The organism is Demequina phytophila (genome assembly GCF_000971135.1).
GTDB lineage: Bacteria > Actinomycetota > Actinomycetes > Actinomycetales > Demequinaceae > Demequina > Demequina phytophila.
The window spans coordinates 17,881-33,992 of record NZ_BBLW01000005.1; the positions used below are offsets into that span (position 1 = coordinate 17,881).

At 71.3% G+C, this 16,112-nt stretch carries 20 protein-coding genes; 10 read left to right on the forward strand and 10 right to left on the reverse strand.

Going from position 1 to position 16,112, the window contains the following annotated elements:
* The first annotated feature begins 10 nt into the window (after positions 1-10).
* The 7 genes from sufB to AOM01_RS08595 are packed head-to-tail and all read left to right on the forward strand — an operon-like array spanning position 11 to position 5,769.
* Positions 11-1,417: a Fe-S cluster assembly protein SufB gene (sufB, locus tag AOM01_RS08565; RefSeq protein WP_439645118.1), complete on the forward strand. Its 1,407-nt coding sequence runs from the start codon at positions 11-13 to the stop codon at positions 1,415-1,417.
* Positions 1,414-2,601 (forward strand): Fe-S cluster assembly protein SufD, encoded by a 1,188-nt coding sequence (sufD, locus tag AOM01_RS08570; protein WP_062291943.1) that lies wholly within the window; start codon positions 1,414-1,416, stop codon positions 2,599-2,601. The genes sufB and sufD overlap by 4 nt, the downstream gene beginning before the upstream one ends.
* Complete coding sequence (locus AOM01_RS08575; protein WP_062291946.1) at positions 2,594-2,950, forward strand: non-heme iron oxygenase ferredoxin subunit; 357 nt, start codon at positions 2,594-2,596, stop codon at positions 2,948-2,950. Before sufD ends, AOM01_RS08575 begins: the two co-directional genes overlap by 8 nt.
* Positions 2,947-3,702, forward strand: a complete 756-nt coding sequence (gene sufC, locus AOM01_RS08580; RefSeq protein WP_062291949.1) for a Fe-S cluster assembly ATPase SufC — start codon at positions 2,947-2,949, stop codon at positions 3,700-3,702. Before AOM01_RS08575 ends, sufC begins: the two co-directional genes overlap by 4 nt.
* Before the next feature lie 2 nt (positions 3,703-3,704).
* Positions 3,705-4,976: an aminotransferase class V-fold PLP-dependent enzyme gene (locus tag AOM01_RS08585; protein ID WP_062291952.1), complete on the forward strand. Its 1,272-nt coding sequence runs from the start codon at positions 3,705-3,707 to the stop codon at positions 4,974-4,976.
* A complete protein-coding gene (gene sufU, locus AOM01_RS08590; protein ID WP_062291956.1) occupies positions 4,973-5,443 on the forward strand; it encodes a Fe-S cluster assembly sulfur transfer protein SufU in 471 nt (156 codons plus the stop codon). The genes AOM01_RS08585 and sufU overlap by 4 nt, the downstream gene beginning before the upstream one ends.
* Positions 5,440-5,769: a metal-sulfur cluster assembly factor gene (locus tag AOM01_RS08595; RefSeq protein WP_062291958.1), complete on the forward strand. Its 330-nt coding sequence runs from the start codon at positions 5,440-5,442 to the stop codon at positions 5,767-5,769. The genes sufU and AOM01_RS08595 overlap by 4 nt, the downstream gene beginning before the upstream one ends.
* Before the next feature lie 76 nt (positions 5,770-5,845).
* Here the strand turns inward: AOM01_RS08595 and AOM01_RS08600 are convergent, their stop codons facing one another.
* From AOM01_RS08600 to AOM01_RS08620, 5 genes are all read right to left on the reverse strand, one after another.
* Entirely contained in the window at positions 5,846-6,682 is an 837-nt protein-coding gene (locus tag AOM01_RS08600) for an alpha/beta hydrolase (protein ID WP_062291961.1), read from the reverse strand.
* Between the two features lie 38 nt (positions 6,683-6,720).
* Positions 6,721-7,509 carry an SDR family NAD(P)-dependent oxidoreductase gene (locus AOM01_RS08605; protein ID WP_062291964.1) on the reverse strand — a complete coding sequence of 263 codons (789 nt, stop codon included), beginning with the start codon at positions 7,507-7,509 and terminating at the stop codon, positions 6,721-6,723.
* A gap of 22 nt (positions 7,510-7,531) precedes the next feature.
* Positions 7,532-8,401 carry a helix-turn-helix transcriptional regulator gene (locus tag AOM01_RS08610; protein ID WP_062291967.1) on the reverse strand — a complete coding sequence of 290 codons (870 nt, stop codon included), beginning with the start codon at positions 8,399-8,401 and terminating at the stop codon, positions 7,532-7,534.
* A gap of 66 nt (positions 8,402-8,467) precedes the next feature.
* A complete protein-coding gene (locus AOM01_RS08615) occupies positions 8,468-8,992 on the reverse strand; it encodes an MmyB family transcriptional regulator (protein WP_062291970.1) in 525 nt (174 codons plus the stop codon).
* Positions 8,993-9,065: 73 nt separating this feature from the next.
* Complete coding sequence (locus AOM01_RS08620) at positions 9,066-9,863, reverse strand: helix-turn-helix transcriptional regulator (RefSeq protein WP_062291972.1); 798 nt, start codon at positions 9,861-9,863, stop codon at positions 9,066-9,068.
* 129 nt (positions 9,864-9,992) lie between these two features.
* Here AOM01_RS08620 and AOM01_RS08625 point away from each other — a divergent pair, with 129 nt between their 5' ends.
* Both AOM01_RS08625 and AOM01_RS08630 read left to right on the forward strand, forming a co-directional pair.
* On the forward strand, positions 9,993-10,559 hold the full coding sequence (locus AOM01_RS08625; RefSeq protein ID WP_062291973.1) for an NADPH-dependent FMN reductase: 567 nt from the start codon (positions 9,993-9,995) through the stop codon (positions 10,557-10,559).
* The gene (locus tag AOM01_RS08630; protein WP_062291976.1) at positions 10,552-11,094 is read left to right on the forward strand and encodes a DUF1697 domain-containing protein; all 543 of its coding nucleotides are present in this window, start codon (positions 10,552-10,554) and stop codon (positions 11,092-11,094) included. The genes AOM01_RS08625 and AOM01_RS08630 overlap by 8 nt, the downstream gene beginning before the upstream one ends.
* Here the strand turns inward: AOM01_RS08630 and AOM01_RS08635 are convergent.
* From AOM01_RS08635 to AOM01_RS08645, 3 genes are read right to left on the reverse strand one after another with little or no spacing between them, the layout of a single operon-like run.
* The gene (locus AOM01_RS08635; protein WP_062291977.1) at positions 11,091-11,855 is read right to left on the reverse strand and encodes an energy-coupling factor transporter transmembrane component T family protein; all 765 of its coding nucleotides are present in this window, start codon (positions 11,853-11,855) and stop codon (positions 11,091-11,093) included. The two genes, AOM01_RS08630 and AOM01_RS08635, sit on opposite strands and share 4 nt — an antisense overlap.
* Entirely contained in the window at positions 11,852-12,559 is a 708-nt protein-coding gene (locus tag AOM01_RS08640; RefSeq protein WP_062291980.1) for an energy-coupling factor ABC transporter ATP-binding protein, read from the reverse strand. Before AOM01_RS08640 ends, AOM01_RS08635 begins: the two co-directional genes overlap by 4 nt.
* Before the next feature lie 10 nt (positions 12,560-12,569).
* Positions 12,570-13,256 (reverse strand): biotin transporter BioY, encoded by a 687-nt coding sequence (locus AOM01_RS08645; RefSeq protein ID WP_062291982.1) that lies wholly within the window; start codon positions 13,254-13,256, stop codon positions 12,570-12,572.
* A 132-nt stretch (positions 13,257-13,388) separates the two neighbouring features.
* On the opposite strand from AOM01_RS08645, the gene AOM01_RS08650 reads away from it, so the two are divergent.
* The gene (locus tag AOM01_RS08650) at positions 13,389-14,987 is read left to right on the forward strand and encodes an ABC-F family ATP-binding cassette domain-containing protein (protein ID WP_062291987.1); all 1,599 of its coding nucleotides are present in this window, start codon (positions 13,389-13,391) and stop codon (positions 14,985-14,987) included.
* 16 nt (positions 14,988-15,003) lie between these two features.
* Here the strand turns inward: AOM01_RS08650 and AOM01_RS08655 are convergent, their stop codons facing one another.
* Positions 15,004-15,282, reverse strand: coding sequence for a hypothetical protein (locus tag AOM01_RS08655; RefSeq protein ID WP_062291989.1), 279 nt, complete (start codon positions 15,280-15,282; stop codon positions 15,004-15,006).
* Positions 15,272-16,105 carry an SURF1 family protein gene (locus tag AOM01_RS08660; RefSeq protein WP_062291993.1) on the reverse strand — a complete coding sequence of 278 codons (834 nt, stop codon included), beginning with the start codon at positions 16,103-16,105 and terminating at the stop codon, positions 15,272-15,274. Before AOM01_RS08660 ends, AOM01_RS08655 begins: the two co-directional genes overlap by 11 nt.
* Positions 16,106-16,112 lie beyond the last annotated feature (7 nt).

The window sequence follows — 16,112 nt, forward strand, 5'->3', positions numbered from 1 at the left end:
GACCGAGCCCATGACGCAGGACGAGGCCATCGCCTCGATCGGCAACTACCAGTTCGGATGGCACGACTCGGATGAGGCCGGCGCGCTTGCCAAGCGCGGCCTCAACGAGGACGTCGTCCGTCAGATCTCGGCGCTGAAGAACGAGCCCGAGTGGATGCTGGAGACGCGTCTCAAGGGCCTGAAGCTGTTCGGCAAGAAGCCGCTGCCGCACTGGGGCTCCGACCTCACCGGCATCGACTTCGACAACATCAAGTACTTCGTGCGGTCCACGGAGAAGCAGGCGACCTCCTGGGAGGAGCTGCCCGAGGACATCAAGAACACGTACGACAAGCTCGGCATCCCGGAGGCGGAGAAGCAGCGCCTCGTCGCGGGCGTCGCCGCGCAGTACGAGTCCGAGGTGGTCTACCACCAGATCCGTGAGGACCTCGAGGCGCAGGGCGTCATCTTCGTGGACACGGACACGGGCCTGCGCGACTACCCGGAGCTGTTCGAGGAGTACTTCGGCACCGTCATCCCCACCGGCGACAACAAGTTCGCGGCGCTCAACACGGCCGTGTGGTCGGGTGGATCGTTCGTGTACGTCCCGCCGGGTGTCCACGTGGAGATCCCGCTCCAGGCCTACTTCCGCATCAACACGGAGAACATGGGCCAGTTCGAGCGCACGCTGATCATCGCGGACGAGGGCTCGTACGTGCACTACGTCGAGGGCTGCACGGCTCCCGTGTACAGCTCCGACTCGCTGCACTCGGCCGTGGTCGAGATCATCGTGAAGAAGAACGCCCGCGTGCGCTACACGACCATCCAGAACTGGTCGAACAACGTGTACAACCTGGTCACCAAGCGTGCCACCGCGGCCGAGGGCGCCACCATGGAGTGGGTCGACGGCAACATCGGCTCCAAGGTCACCATGAAGTACCCGGCGATCTTCATGCTCGGCGAGCACGCCCGCGGCGAGACCCTGTCGATCGCGTTCGCCGGCGAGGGCCAGCACCAGGACGCGGGCGCCAAGATGGTGCACGCCGCCCCCAACACCTCGTCCTCGATCATCTCGAAGTCCGTCGCCCGTGGCGGCGGCCGCACCTCGTACCGCGGCCTGGTCCAGGTCCTCGAGGGCGCGAAGAACTCGAAGTCGAACGTGCTGTGCGACGCGCTGCTCGTCGACCAGATCTCGCGGTCCGACACCTACCCGTACGTCGACGTCCGCGAGGACGACGTCCACATGGGTCACGAGGCCTCGGTCTCGAAGGTGTCCGAGGACCAGCTGTTCTACCTCATGTCCCGAGGCCTCGAGGAGTCGGAGGCCATGGCCATGATCGTGCGCGGGTTCGTCGAGCCCATCGCGCGCGAGCTGCCCATGGAGTACGCCCTCGAGCTCAACCGCCTCATCGAGCTCCAGATGGAAGGATCCGTCGGTTGACCGTCACCGATCACACCCAGGCCACCGCCGACGCCGCGCACTCGCACGGCATCGTCCCCGACAAGTCCCGCGCGGACCGCGTCGTCTCCTTCGACGCCGACGTGTTCCCCGTGCCCACGGGGCGTGAGGAGAACTGGCGCTTCTCGCCGGTGCGCGACCTCCGGTCGATCTTCGCGGACGAGCCGGCAGACGGCCACCTCGAGTGGACCACGTCGGAGCTTCCGGCGGGCGTCGCCCTGACCGAGGTTCCCGCGGACGATGCGCGGGCCCGCACCGTGCGCGAGCCCGGCGACCGCGCGTCGGCCCTGGCCGTCAAGCACTCCGGCGGCGCGATGGCGCTGACGATCGCGGCGAACACCGTGGTCGAGGAGCCCATCACCATCGACCTGCGCGGCACGGGCGGCGACGTCCGCGGCCACCTGCTCGTCGAGATCGGCCAGAGCGCCGAGGCGACCGTGGTGATCACCCGCACGGGCACCGCGCGCTACTCCGAGCTCGTGTCGGTCGACCTGCGCGACAACGCCGGCCTCAACCTGGTGCTCCTGCAGCAGTGGGACGAGGACGCGATCCACGCCGGCGAGGTGGTCGCCCGCCTGGGCCGCGACTCGCGCCTGCGCGGCACGGTCGTCACGCTCGGCGGCAAGGTGGTCCGCCTCAACACCTCGGCCGCGTTCGCGGGCGAGGGCGCGTCCGTGGACCTGTTCGGGCTGTACTTCGCGGACTCGGGTCAGCACCAGGAGCACCAGCTCTTCGTCGATCACGCCGTCCCCAAGTGCACGTCGCGCGTCACCTACAAGGGCGCGCTCGCCGGCAAGACGGCCCACTCCGTGTGGATCGGTGACGTCCTCATCCGCGCCGCGGCCGAGGGCACCGACACGTACGAGCTCAATCGCAACCTGGTCCTCACGGACGGCGCGCGCGCGGACTCGGTCCCCAACCTGGAGATCGAGACCGGCGAGATCGAGGGCGCGGGCCACGCGTCCGCGACCGGCCGCTTCGACGAGGAGCAGATGTTCTACCTGCGCTCGCGCGGCATCTCCGAGGACCAGGCCCGCAAGCTCGTGGTCCGCGGCTTCTTCGCGGACCTCATCCACGAGATCGGCGTGCCGGCGGTCGAGGAGTCGCTCCTCAAGCAGATCGACCTCGAGATCGCGCACGTGGAGGAGGAGCTCGAGCATGAGTGAGCAGCTCGCCTGCCTGGTGAGCGACCTGCAGCCCGGCTCCGCGATGCTCGCCGAGCTCACGGTTGCCGATGGCTCCGACATCCCGGTCGCCATCGTGCGCTCGGATGACGGCGACTTCTACGCGATCGACGACCTCTGCACCCACGGCGAGGTGTCGCTGTCCGAGGGCGACGTCGACGGCTGCCACGTCGAGTGCTGGGCCCATGGCTCCCGCTTCGACGTCCGCACCGGCGAGCCCGACGAGCTGCCCGCCATCACCCCCGTGAAGACCTACCCGACCCGAGTCGACGGCGAGCGCGTGCTCGTGGACGTCGACACCCCCAAGAATTCCGTCAAGGAGAACGCATGAGCACCCTGGAGATCCGCAACCTCCACGTCACCGTCGAGACCCCCGAGGGGACCAAGGAGATCCTCAAGGGCGTCGACCTCACCATCAACTCCGGTGAGACCCACGCCATCATGGGCCCCAACGGCTCCGGCAAGTCGACCCTCGCGTACTCGATCGCCGGCCACCCCAAGTACACGATCACCGAGGGCTCGGTCACGCTCGACGGCGAGGACGTCCTCGAGATGTCCGTCGACGAGCGCGCCAAGGCGGGCCTGTTCCTCGCGATGCAGTACCCGGTCGAGGTCCCCGGCGTGTCCGTGTCCAACTTCCTGCGCACCGCGAAGACCGCGATCGACGGCGAGGCCCCCAAGCTCCGCACGTGGGTCAAGGACGTCAAGGGCGCCATGGAGAACCTCCGCATGGACCCCGCGTTCGGTGAGCGCGGCGTCAACGAGGGCTTCTCCGGCGGCGAGAAGAAGCGCCACGAGATCCTCCAGATGGAGCTCCTCCAGCCCAAGATCTCGATCCTCGACGAGACCGACTCGGGCCTCGACGTGGACGCGCTCCGCATCGTGTCCGAGGGCGTCAACCGCGCCAAGGACACCACCGGCCTCGGCATCATGCTCATCACGCACTACACGCGGATCCTTCGCTACATCAAGCCGGACTTCGTGCACGTGTTCGTGGCCGGCCGCGTGGCCGAGCAGGGCGGCCCCGAGCTCGCCGAGCGCCTCGAGGCCGAGGGCTACGACCGCTACCTGGCGTCCGCCTGAGCATGTTCCCCGACCTCCGCGGCGACTTCCCGATCCTCACCCGCACGGTGAGGAACGGGAGGCCGCTCGTGTACCTCGACTCCGGTGCGACCTCGCAGCGGCCGCTCGCGGTCCTCGAGGCCGAGTCCGCCTTCGTCCGTGAGCACAACGGTGCCGTCGCCCGCGGCGCGCACCTGCTCGCGGAGGAGGCCACCGAGGCCTTCGAGACGGCGCGCGCGGACGTCGCGCGCCTCGTCGGCGCGCCCGCCGAGGAGATCGTGTGGACGTCGGGGGCCACCGCGGCGCTTAACCTCGTCGCCAACGGGATGCTGCAGGCGTCCCTGGGTGCCGGCGGCGCGGCGGCGGAGAGGTTCCGCGTGGGACCCGGCGACCGCATCGTCGTCACCGAGCTCGAGCACCACGCCAACCTCATCCCGTGGCAGCAGCTCGCCGCCCGCACGGGCGCCGAGCTCGCCTGGATCCCGGTGGACGATGCCGGGGTGCTGGTCCTCGATGACCTCGCCTCGGTCATCACGCCGGCCACCAAGGTGGTGGCGTTCAGCCACGCCAGCAACGTCACCGGCGTGGTGACGGACGTCGCGCCGATCGTGGCGCGCGCACGCGAGGTGGGCGCGCTCACCGTGCTCGACGGCTGCCAGTCGGTGCCGCACATCCCGGTGGACGTAGCGGCGCTCGGCGTCGACTTCATGGCGTTCTCCGGGCACAAGATGCTGGGCCCCACCGGGGTGGGCGCGCTGTGGGGTCGCAAGGCGCTGCTCGACGCGCTGCCGCCGTCGATGTTCGGCGGGGGAGCGATCGCCGTGGTCACCATGGAGACCACCACGTGGCTCGAGGCGCCCACGCGCTTCGAGCCGGGCACCCAGCCGGTCGCGCAGGCGGTCGGCATGGGAGCGGCGGCGCGGTACCTCATGGACCTCGGCATGGAGAACGTCGCCCGTCACGAGGCGCGCCTGGCGCAGATCCTGCGCGAGGGGGCGTCGAGCGTGCCGGGTGTGCGGCTCATCGGGCCGGTCGGGGACCCCGACCGCTTCGACGTGCTCGGCCTCGCGGCCGTCGCCGTCGAGGGCGTCCATGCGCACGACGTCGGGCAGGTGCTCGACGACCGCGGCATCACGGCACGCGTGGGTCACCACTGCGCGCAGCCGCTGCACCGTCGCCTGGGGCTCACGGGTTCGACCCGCGCCTCGGCGCACGTCTACACCACCGAGGACGACGCCCGCGCCTTCGTCGAGGCGCTGGCAGGCGTCCGCGAGTTCTTCGGAGCAACCCTATGAGCCTTGAGGCCATGTACCAGCAGGTCATCATGGACCACGCCCGTGAGGGACACGGGCGCGGCCTGATCGACCTCACCGCCGCCGGCCGCGGCGAGTCGCACCAGGTCAACCCGACCTGCGGCGACGAGGTCACCATGCGCGTGGGCGTCGACGGGGACACTGTCGCCGCGATCGCGTGGGAGGGCCACGGCTGCTCGATCTCGCAGGCCTCGATCTCGGTGCTCACCGAGCTGATCGAGGGGGAGTCGCTCGACACCGCCGACGCGACCGTGGAGGCGTTCCGCGCCCTCATGCAGTCCAAGGGCGAGCACCTCGACGAGGAGCGCGAGGATCTCCTCGGCGACGCGACCGCCTTTGTCGGGGTCGGCAAGTATCCTGCACGAATCAAGTGCGCGCTCCTGGGCTGGATGGCCTTCAGGGACGCGCTGATCCAGGCGCGCGGAAGCGCGGAAGGAGCAACGGCATGACCGAGGACACCAAGGCCCCGGCCAACGCGGCTGACGTCGAGGAGGCGCTCCGCGACGTCATCGACCCCGAGCTCGGCATCAACGTCGTCGACCTCGGCCTCGTCTACGGGGTGATGCTCGACGAGAACCGCCACGCGGTGATCGACATGACGCTCACCTCGGCGGCGTGCCCGCTGACGGACGTCATCGAGGACCAGGCGGGCCAGGCCCTCGACGGCCTGGTCGATGGCTTCCGCATCAACTGGGTGTGGATGCCGCCGTGGGGCCCGGACAAGATCACCGACGACGGTCGCGAGCAGCTGCGCGCGCTCGGCTTCAACGTCTGAGACGCATCGTCACCGGAGCCCCCTTCCCGTACGGGAAGGGGGCTCCGGTCGTTCCGGGGGACGATGCGGGCTCGGGTCAGAGCGTCGCGTCGACCTCGGTCGTGGTCGCGCTCGGCGTGAGGCCCTGCTCGAGCAGCCACGCGAGCACGTCCTCCGCGACGTCCTTCCACCCGTTGTCGAGCGTGAGCGAGTGGCCGCGACCCTCGTACTCGTGAAGGTCGGTGATCGACGTGGTGTGGTCCGCGTACATCTTCGCCACCTGACGCGTCACCACGCTCGGCACCACGTGGTCCTCGCCGCCCGAGGTCAGCAGCAGCGGCCCGCGGGTCGCGAGATGCGTGTCGACGGCCGCAGGGGAGCGCGTGACGAAGGCGGCCGTCGCGTCCTCGAACAGCGGGCGGCCGGGGCCGGGGATGACGAAGGTGTCGAAGATCGCGTTGCACTCCTCCTCGGAGATCGCGTTGCCGAAGCTGTAGTGGAACTCCTTCGCGGTGAGCGCGACGGTGCGGTTCTTGTTGGCGGGGTTCTTGAGCACGGGGAACCCGGACTTGAGCTGGGAGAACGGGAGGGCCGTGACGCCCTTGATGGGCGCCGGATCGATCGCGACCGCGCCGCGGACCACGCCTCGCGCCAGCAGCTCCTGGGCGACCAGGCCGCCGAACGAATGCCCGACCGCGATCGGCGTGCCGCCGAGGCCGCCGATCACGCCGGCGTAGTGGTCGACGATCTGCGCGATCCCCACCCGGTCGAGCCCGCTGGGATCCTCGCGGGTCTCGGCGACGGTGTCCTTGTCACCGGGCCAGCCCGGAGCGGTCGAGGTGTAGCCGTGCTCTGCGAACAGCTCCTGCCACGGTTGCCATGCCGTGGCGTGGATCCAGAGGCCGTGGACGAAGACGACGTCGGTGGGGGACATGAGCGGTGCTCCTTCGGGGTGTGGGTGTCGCAGGGGGATCAGAGTGTCTTGATGAGCCCGCCGTCGATGAGGACGTCGGCGCCGGTGACGTTGCCGGCGCGTCCGCTGGCCAGGAGGAGGACCAGGTCGGCGACCTCGGACGGCTGGGTGAACCGGCCGGTCGAGAAGCCGCCCTGGTGCGCGATGACGGCCTCGCGTGCGGTCGCCGCGTCCACGCCCAGCTGGGCGGCTGCGGTGGCCGCGACGCCGTGCTCGCCCAGCCACAGGTCGGTTGCGACGGGGCCTGGGCTGATGCTGTTGAACCGGAGGTTCTGGGGCCCGTACTCCTTCGACAGCGCCTTGGACAGGTTCCAGACCGCCGCCTTGGCGGCCGAGTAATCGACCACGCCGGGGTCGGGGAGGAAGGCGTTGACGGAACCGACGGTGACAACGTTCCCGCCGCCGCGGGCGATCAGCGCGGGGATCGCGGCGCGCGTCATCCTCAACATCGAGAAGAAGCAGACGTCGAAGGTCCGCGTCCACGCCTCATCGTCGATCGCGACGAAGCCGTCGCCGCGCAGGGTCACCGCGCCGACGTTGTTGACAAGGATATCGAGCCCGCCGACGCCCTCCGCAGCTGCGACCAGTGCGGCCGGGGTGTCGGGGTCGGTCAGGTCGGCCTGCACGAAGGTCACCGCCTCGCCCAGCGCCTCGATCTCCGCCGTCCGGGAGCGGGACGCGGCGATGACGCGCACGCCCTCCGAGACCAGCGCCGCCGTGATGGCCAGCCCGATGCCCTTGCCCGCGCCGGTAACGATCGCGGTCTTGCCCTGCAGTCCGAGGTCCATGCCGCCGATGCTAGGAAGCACCTCACGCCGCCGTCGTGCCCCCGGCCTTCCTAGGTGCGCCACGGTCACCCTCGCGCGACGGCGCATGGGTCAGCTGCGACAGGAGCTGGAGCCGCTCGGAGGACGGGCTGCCGGGGGCGGGCACGTACATGCCGAGCGACTGCCCGTCCGTGGCCGGCAGGTCGAACACCTGGTAGCGGAGCTCCATGGTGCCCACCTCGGGGTGGTGGAAGAACGTCGGCGCTCCGGCGGGGACGGCGGACTCGTGGCGTTCCCAGATCCCGTCGAACTCCGGTTCGAGCGCCCGGAGGTCCGCGAGGAGGCGGGTGATCTCGGGCCCGTCGTCGTACGGGTCGACTGACGCGCGCAGGTAGGCGGCCGCGCGGCGCGCATCGACGTGCCAGCCGGCATCCCGCGGCGCCTCCGGACGGTAGACCAGCCTCACCAGATTGCCGCCGGCGCGGAAGGCGGGGCTGAGCCGCTCGGCGAGCGGATTGACGAACAGGATGTCGAGGTACCGGTTGAGCACCTGGGCGGGGATCGAGGGCATCGAGTCAAGGAGGCCGAGGAGCGTGGGGCTCACCGTGCCGTCGGGCGGCGCCGCGGGCGCGTGCGGGGGTCGCGCGAGGCGATGCAGGTGGAGCATCAGAGGCGCGTCGAGCGCCAGTGCGCTGCCGATGCCGTCGACGACGGTCGACGAGGGGTGGAGCTCGCGGCCCTGCTCGAGCTTGAGGTAGTAGTCGGTGCTGATCCCCGCGAGCAGGGCCACCTCCTCGCGACGCAGGCCGTCGACGCGGCGCGCCGAGGCGCCGCGCGCGAGCGCGACCGCCTCCGGCTGCACCATCGCCCGCCGTGCGCGCAGGAACTGCGCGAGCGGGCCTGCCTTCTCCATGCGGTCAGGGTATGAGCACATCGCTCACATGCACATGGCCGTGGCGCACCCACGTTGGCCGGCGGGTCAGCGCTCCAGTGGATCGTCCTGCCGCGCGAGCCGCAGCAGCCGTTCCTCCGACGCCGTCCCGCGTTCCGCATGCGCGAGGATCACCGTCTGGTCGGCGCCGGTGACACGCAGCAGCTCGTAGGTGAGCACCATGCGGCCGACCACGGGATGCTCCATCGTGACGGTGAGCGCGTGTCCCGTCGCCGGGAGCTCCGGTGGCGCCGCGGCGAGCTCGACGCCGCGGCGTGCGAGCTCCTCGCGCAGCCTTCCGGCGTCCGACACCGCGGCCTCGGACAGAGCGAGGGGCTGCGCGAGCAACCCAGCCATGCGGTCGGCGACCTGACCCCACTCCGGCAGGGTCCGGCGGGCGCTCTCCGCGAGGAACGTCGCCGCGGCGAGGTTCCGTCCCACCGTGAAGTGGGGCGAGACCGCCCGCGCGACCGCGTTGGAGGCGACCACGTCCCAACGGTGGTCCACCACGGCTGCAGGGGTGGCGGGAAGCGACTCGACGAACTCGGCGAGCAGCGCATCGATGGGCACCATGCGCCGAGCGTAGAGCGAGCGGCCGCGCGTCGGGAGGACCCTTCCGCACCCACCCACGCTCACCCAAGCACGCTCACTCCCCGAGCGACCGCAGCGCCTCCGCCTCGGGTGTGCCGGGGTCGGCATAGTGCGCGACCAGCGTGAGACCGCCGTCGCCCGGCACCGACATGCTCTGCCAGCGCAACGTCAGCAGCATGCCGAGCGCGGCGACCCACGTCGTGCCCACGCCGCTCGACTGCACGGTGACGTCGTGCCGGGCCCAGAGCCGTGCGAACTCCGGCTCCGTCACGAGAAGCCGCCCGACCAGCTCGTGCAGCCGTGGGTCGTCAGGGTCGCTGCGCTCGCGGAGGGCCGAGATCCCGAGCGCGACGTGGTCGTCCCAGTTCGGCAGGTTCGCGCGCGCGGCGTCGGAGAAGAGCGTGTCGAACATGTTGGAGCCGACCGTCCCGAACGTGAACACGCGGCTGGCGCGCTCGTTGACGGCGAGGACGTCCTGGCAGGCGTTGATGACGTAGGCGGCGGTGTCCTCGAAACCGTCGAGGAACTCGAAGACGGAGTCGTCGAGCGATCCGGGGAGCGGGGCGAAGGAGCGCAGCGGCGGCGGATCGGCGATGCGCTTCATGTACGCTGCGGCGGCGTCGTCGAGTCCCAGCGCCGAGGCGAGACCCCGCAGCACCTGGTCCGACGGATGAGTGTCGCGGCCCTGCTCGAGGCGCAGGTAGTACTCGGGGCTGATCATCGCGAGCTGCGCGACCTCCTCGCGGCGCAGACCGTCGACGCGGCGCCCGGTGTCGGTGGGGAGGCCGACGTCCTCCGGGCGCACGGCGTGCCGGCGTGCGCGCAGGTAGTTGCCCAGCTCGTTGATCGCCACAGCGGTCAGGCTAGATCGGGTTCGAGGTCTTGGCTACGGTCGAGACCCAGGCGGCACCGCCGTTGCGGGTCGCGCGCGCAGGTGTGACGATGAACGAGGCCCGTCACCTGCGATCCCAGGAGCGTCACCATGGTCTACAAGGTCGGATACTTCATCGGCAGCCTGTCCTCGACCTCGATCAACCGGCTCCTGTCACGGGCGCTCATCAAGCTCGCGCCCGACGACATGGAGTTCGCGGAGATCCCCATCCGGGACCTGCCGCTCTACAGCCCGGACTTCGACGCCGACTATCCGGCGTCGGCCCTGGCGCTCAAGGACACCATCGCGGCTTCGGACGCGGTGCTGTTCGTGACACCCGAGTACAACCGCTCGATCCCCGGAGCGCTCAAGAACGCGCTCGACTGGGCGTCCCGACCGTGGGGTCAGAACTCGCTCGACCATGTCCCGGCGGCCGTGATCGGCGCCTCGCCCGGCAACATCGGCACCGCCGTCGGCCAGCAGAGCCTCCGGGCCGTCCTGAGCTTCTGCAACGCCCGTCAGATGACCGCGCCCGAGGCGTACGTGAAGTTCACCCCCGGTCTCATCTCCGAGTCCGGCGAGGTGCCCGACGCCGCGACCGCGACCTTCCTCGCGTCGTTCATGCAGGAGTTCCACGACCACACCGAGCGCGTGCTGACGGTCCTGCCGCGTGGCTAGCCACGTCGCGCTGATCCGCGGCATCAACGTCGGCGGCAAGAACCCGGTGTCGATGGCGCGACTCCGCGAGGCGCTTGCCGCACAGGGAGCCCCGTCCCGCACGTACATCGCCTCGGGCAACGTGCTGCTCGACAGTCCCGACCTCGACGAGGCGGGCGTCGAGTCGCTCCTCGAGGACGTCCTCCGCGAGGAGTTCGGCGTCGACACGGTGGTGGTGGGGGTCGCGGAGGCGCGCATGCGCGCCGCGGTGGACGATGCCCCGGCCGGGTTCGGCGCCGAGCCGCACCTCTACCACTCGGACGTCGCGTTCCTGCGGGCGGGCGTCGACGCGGAGGAGGCCTTCGCGGCCTTCGGGCTCCGCGAGGGGGTGGACGCGGGTTGGCCAGGCAAGGGGATGGTCTACTTCCGCCGGCTCAGCGCGCAGCGCACCAAGAGCCGCATGAACAAGGTGATGTCCACGCCGTTCTACGCGGACATGACCATCCGCAGCTGGACCACCACCGCGAAGCTGGTGGAGCTCCTCGACGCGGACTAGCGGCGCGACCGCCGCGACCTGCGCGGAGACGATGCGAGGGACGCATCGGTGTCGCCCTCGTCGTGGTGCGCCTCGCGCAGCGGAGGCTCGGCGAGGACCCGGCCCGCCGCATCGTCCCGCGGCGCCGCCGACGAGGTGGCCTCGCGCGCGGAACGCCCGTGCTCCGCGATGCCGCGCGCGTGCAGCGCCTGCCCCAGGTCCAGCGCGAAGCCCACGGTGCGGGACGCGGTGGGGATGAGGATCGCCCGCGGATCGCGGTCGAGCCCGCGCGCGCGGGCGGCGACGCGCGACTCGGTGAGGATCTGCGCGGCCTCGGGGATCGCGCGCAACGTGAGCGACACCATCACGCCGATGGTCTCGGGCGGCAGCAGCCAGCGCAACGGCCGGGCCAGCGCGGTGACGAAGTCGAGCATCGCGCCCATCGAGGTCGAGCTCGACACGGCCAGCGCGAGCGCCGCGATCGCGATGATGTCGCCCGCGAGGTCGAGCGCACGCACCCAGTCGCCGCGCCACAGCTGGAACAGCGTGGTGAGGATCGCGATCACGACGATCGCGCCCATGCCCTTGAGCGTCGCCTTGAGCGGCGGCAGCGTCGACGCGAGCAGCAGCAGGCACGCGGCCGTGATGCCGATGCTGGTGACCGGGTCCGACACGACCACGCACGTGATCGACATGCCCACCAGCAGCAGCATCTTGAACCACACCGGCGCCCGGTGCAGCGGGGTGCGCCGCGGCCGGTAGATGCCGAGGAGCGAGATCACGCCGTCGCGCCCTGCGAGGCTCGGCCGAACATGAGGTCGCGGTAGATCCCGACGGCCTCCTTGGGGTCGCCGTCGAAGACCACGCGGCCCAGGTCCACCACAAGCGTGCGCTCGGCACGCGCGGCGGAGTCGAGGTCGTGGGTGACCTCGATCACCTGGAGCGGCAGCGAGCGCAGCAGCGCGCCCACGTGCGCGCGCCAGCGCAGGTCGAGGAGGGTGGTGGGCTCGTCGGCGACCACGATCGACGGGGTGCACGCCAGCACACCCGCCAGTGCGAGGAGCTGGCGCTGCCCGCCGGACAGCGCGTTGACGGACACGTCCGCCTTGGCCGCGAGCCCGATCTCACGTAGCGCGGACATCGCGGCCTCGTCGCGCTCGGCGCGGTTCTTGATGAGGCGGCGCAGCGACAGCGCGACGTCCTCGATCGCGGTCGGCATGATGAGCTGCGCGGACGCGTCGGTGAACAGGTAGCCCACCTTGCGCCGCACCTGCGCGCCGTGGCGCTGCGTGTCGAGGCCGTCGACCTCCACCGATCCGGTGACCGGCAGCACGAGCCCGTTGATGAGGCGCGCGAGGGTGGACTTGCCGGAGCCGTTGGCGCCGATAATGCTGATGCGGTCCTCGGTGAGCGTGAGGGTGGTTGGCTCGAGGATGGGGACCCCGGAATCGGGCGCGACGACGGCCGCTTCCTTGAACTCGATCATGCGGACAAGGCTACGCGGTGGTGCGGGCGCCCTCGTCCGTCTCGTCGGTGACGGGGGACGATGCGGCGGTCACCGCGCGCGCCGAGCCCAACAGCCCCGGGTAGGCGCGGTGGATGGCGGCGGCGACGATGCCGGCGACGACCACCTTGAGGATGTCGCCGGGCAGGAAGGGGAGCACCCCGATGGTGAGGCCGGACACGCAGTCCGCATCCGTGATCGAGGTGCAGCCGGCCGGCAGGATCGGCACTCCGAGGCGCCAGGACAGCCACGGCACGCCCACCGCGTACACGAGGGGGATGGAGACCAGGCCGACGCCGATGAGCGAGACGGCCGCGACGCCGCGCCGCGCGAGCACCCCGCGCCGGGCGAGCATCTGCGCGAGCGCGCCGATCACGGTCGCGGCCAGGATGAAGCCGATGAGGTAGCCGCCCGTGGGGCCGGTGAGGACCGCGAGGCCCACCGCGCCGTTCGCGTAGACGGGCACCACGAGCCCGAGCAGCACGTAGAGCGTGACCGCGGCGAGCGCGCGCCACGCGCCGAGCACCAGGCCGGCGAGGACGATCGCGAACGTCTGCAGCGTGATCGGCACGCCTCCGACGAGCGTCACCTCGGGCACGAGCGTGGATGCGGCGATGAGGCCGGCGAAGACGGCGACGAGCGCGATGGACTGGCCGGTGAGGCCGCGGTGCTGAGCCATGGGAACCCCCTGGGATAATGGACGCCGGTCACCCTATCCACGCCCGAGGTCCCCCGGGCGGGGTTCCGGCTCGGGTGCAGAAACGTTGTGGGGACACCACAAGAACCGCCGCGGCGGAAGCAGGGAGAACGTGTGATCATCGCCAAGGATCTGGAGGTGCGCATCGGCGCACGAGTGCTGCTGCACCCCGCGAGCTTCCAGATCGGACCCGGCGACCGCGTGGGCCTGGTGGGCCGCAACGGTGCCGGCAAGACCACGATGACCCGCATCCTCGCGGGGGAGTCGCAGCCCACCGGCGGCTCCGTCACGCACCGCGGCTCGATCGGCTACCTGCCGCAGGACCCGCGCGAGGGCGAGCCCACGCAGCGCGCGCTCGACCGCATCCTGTCCGTCCGCGACCTCGCGGGCCTCATGCAGAAGCTCCGCGAGGCGGAGGAGGGCATGGCGAGCCCCGATATCAAGGTGATGGAGAAGGCGATGAACGCCTACCCGCGCCTCGAGGAGCGCTTCCGGGCCGCGGGCGGCTACGCCGCCGAGTCCGAGGCGCAGCGCATCGCCGCCAACCTGGGGCTCGACGAGCGCATCCTGTCGCAGCCGCTCGGCACGCTGTCGGGCGGCCAGCGCCGCCGCGTCGAGCTCGCGCGCATCCTCTTCTCCGACGCGGAGACGCTGCTGCTGGACGAGCCCACGAACCACCTCGACGCCGACTCGATCGTGTGGCTGCGCGGCTTCCTCGCCTCCTTCCCCGGCGGGCTCGTGGTGATCTCCCACGACGTCGAGCTGCTGCGCGCGTCCGTCACCCGCGTGTTCCACCTCGACGCCAACCGCGGCGAGCTCGACCAGTACGCGCTCGGCTGGGACCTCTACCTCCGCCAGCGTGAGACCGACGAGAAGCGCCGCCGCCGCGAGCGCGACAACGCGGAGAAGAAGGCCGCCGCGCTGCTCGCGCAGGCCGCCAAGATGAAGGCGACCGCCACCAAGGCGGTCGCGGCGCAGAACATGGCCAAGCGCGCCGAGCGCATGCTCGAGGGCGTCGAGGGGGAGCGGGTGCAGGACCGCGTGGCCGCGCTGCGCTTCCCCACCCCCGCACCGTGCGGCAAGACCCCGCTGCGCGCCGCCGAGCTGTCCAAGTCCTACGGCTCGCTCGAGGTGTTCACCGACGTCGAGCTCGCGATCGACCGCGGCTCGCGCGTGGTGGTGCTGGGCCTCAACGGCGCCGGCAAGACCACGCTGCTGAAGCTGCTCGGCGGTGTCGAGGACCCCGACACCGGCGAGGTGCAGCCCGGCCACGGCCTCAAGCTCGGCTACTACGCGCAGGAGCACGACACGCTCGACATGAACGCGACCGTGCTCGAGAACCTCCGGCACGCGGCGCCCGACCTCGACGACACGGCCGTGCGCAACGTGCTCGGCTCGTTCATGTTCCAGGGCGACGACGCGCACAAGCCCGCGAAGGTGCTCTCGGGCGGTGAGAAGACCCGCCTCGCGCTCGCGACGCTCGTGGTGTCCCAGGCCAACGTGCTGCTGCTCGACGAGCCGACCAACAACCTCGACCCCGCCTCGCGCGCCGAGATCCTGCGCGCGCTGCGCACGTACGAGGGCGCCGTGGTACTGGTCACCCACGACGAGGGCGCCGTCGAGGCGCTCGAGCCCGAGCGCGTCCTGCTGCTGCCCGACGCCGTCGAGGACCTCTACAACGAGTCCTACCGGGAGCTCATCTCGCTGGCCTAGCCGGACCCGCGGACGGTCAGCCCCAGAGCGACCCGAACCACTCCCAGAACACCACGATCAGGGTCGCGCCGAGCACGCCGGCGCCGCCGCACGCGATGCCCGTCATCGCGAGCGTGCGCGCGCCGGGGATCGGGTCCTCGGGCTCCTGGCGGCGCAGCGCCATCCATCCCAGCACCATCGCGACGCCGCCCAGCAGCAGCCCGCCGACGATCGTGAAGCACGTCACCACGGACGCGATGCCCAGCGTCACCGACCCGATCGCCCACCAGTCGCGGCGGCCTTCCTCAGAGCGCATCCTCGATCTCCTCGTCGCTGGGTTCGGCGCGCCGCCTGCGCGCCGCCTTCGGCGGGGACGATGCGCGGGGCCCGGCCCCTGCATCGTCCCCGGTGGCCGTCATGGCCGCCCATTCGCGGCGTGCCAGAAGGACGCCGGCGACGGGCGCGATGAGCGCGAACGCGAACCACTGCCACGTGTACGCCAGGTGCGGGCCCAGGCTGAGCGTGGGCAGCGGCACCTGCGCACCGAGCGCGTCCTCGCACCGGGTGGCCGTGCACACCTGCTGGACCATGCCGTAGCCGTCGATCGGCTCGGCGGCGGGCGCGGGCATCTGCACGGGTGTGATGCGGGTGGCGCCGTCGTCGCGGCGGCCGTCGTCCTCCTCGGCGGCGCGCAGCACCACCTCGAGCGTGACGTCCCCGGCGGGAAGGCCGGGCACCACGCCATCGGGCTCGCCCGAGTCGGGGATGGGCACCCAGCCCGCGTCCACCAGCAGCGACCGCCCGTCCGTGGTGTCGAACCATGCGAGCACGTGCCACGAGCGCTCGCGGTCGACCGGACGATTGCGCAGCAGCGTGGTCGAGCCCTGCTCGAACTCGCCGTCGACCGTCACCCGCGTCCACTCGGCGTCGCCCACCGGGTTGCCGGCCGGGACGGCCTCCGCCAACGGCACGGCATCGGCCTCCGCGTTGGCCTCGTAGAGCTCGATCGCGGCGGCGCGCGCCTCGTGCCTGCCGAGCTGCCAGAAGCCCGCCTTGACGGCGACCGCGGACACCGCGAGCCCCACCGCGACGATCCCGACGACGCGCAGGATCCGCGAGGCGAGCGAGGGCGTGGTCACCCGCACG

Coding starts and splice junctions, on each gene's coding strand:
- AOM01_RS08610 (WP_062291967.1), bottom strand. CDS start 8,401: ATGGAGAAGGCAGGCCCGCTCGCGCAGTTCCTGCGCGCACGGCGGGCG.
- AOM01_RS08615 (WP_062291970.1), bottom strand. CDS start 8,992: ATGGTGCCCATCGATGCGCTGCTCGCCGAGTTCGTCGAGTCGCTTCCC.
- AOM01_RS08575 (WP_062291946.1), top strand. CDS start 2,594: ATGAGTGAGCAGCTCGCCTGCCTGGTGAGCGACCTGCAGCCCGGCTCC.
- sufU (WP_062291956.1), top strand. CDS start 4,973: ATGAGCCTTGAGGCCATGTACCAGCAGGTCATCATGGACCACGCCCGT.
- sufB (WP_439645118.1), top strand. CDS start 11: ATGACGCAGGACGAGGCCATCGCCTCGATCGGCAACTACCAGTTCGGA.
- AOM01_RS08585 (WP_062291952.1), top strand. CDS start 3,705: ATGTTCCCCGACCTCCGCGGCGACTTCCCGATCCTCACCCGCACGGTG.
- AOM01_RS08655 (WP_062291989.1), bottom strand. CDS start 15,282: ATGCGCTCTGAGGAAGGCCGCCGCGACTGGTGGGCGATCGGGTCGGTG.
- AOM01_RS08605 (WP_062291964.1), bottom strand. CDS start 7,509: ATGGACCTCGGACTGCAGGGCAAGACCGCGATCGTTACCGGCGCGGGC.
- AOM01_RS08645 (WP_062291982.1), bottom strand. CDS start 13,256: ATGGCTCAGCACCGCGGCCTCACCGGCCAGTCCATCGCGCTCGTCGCC.
- AOM01_RS08595 (WP_062291958.1), top strand. CDS start 5,440: ATGACCGAGGACACCAAGGCCCCGGCCAACGCGGCTGACGTCGAGGAG.
- AOM01_RS08600 (WP_062291961.1), bottom strand. CDS start 6,682: ATGTCCCCCACCGACGTCGTCTTCGTCCACGGCCTCTGGATCCACGCC.
- AOM01_RS08625 (WP_062291973.1), top strand. CDS start 9,993: ATGGTCTACAAGGTCGGATACTTCATCGGCAGCCTGTCCTCGACCTCG.
- sufC (WP_062291949.1), top strand. CDS start 2,947: ATGAGCACCCTGGAGATCCGCAACCTCCACGTCACCGTCGAGACCCCC.
- AOM01_RS08640 (WP_062291980.1), bottom strand. CDS start 12,559: ATGATCGAGTTCAAGGAAGCGGCCGTCGTCGCGCCCGATTCCGGGGTC.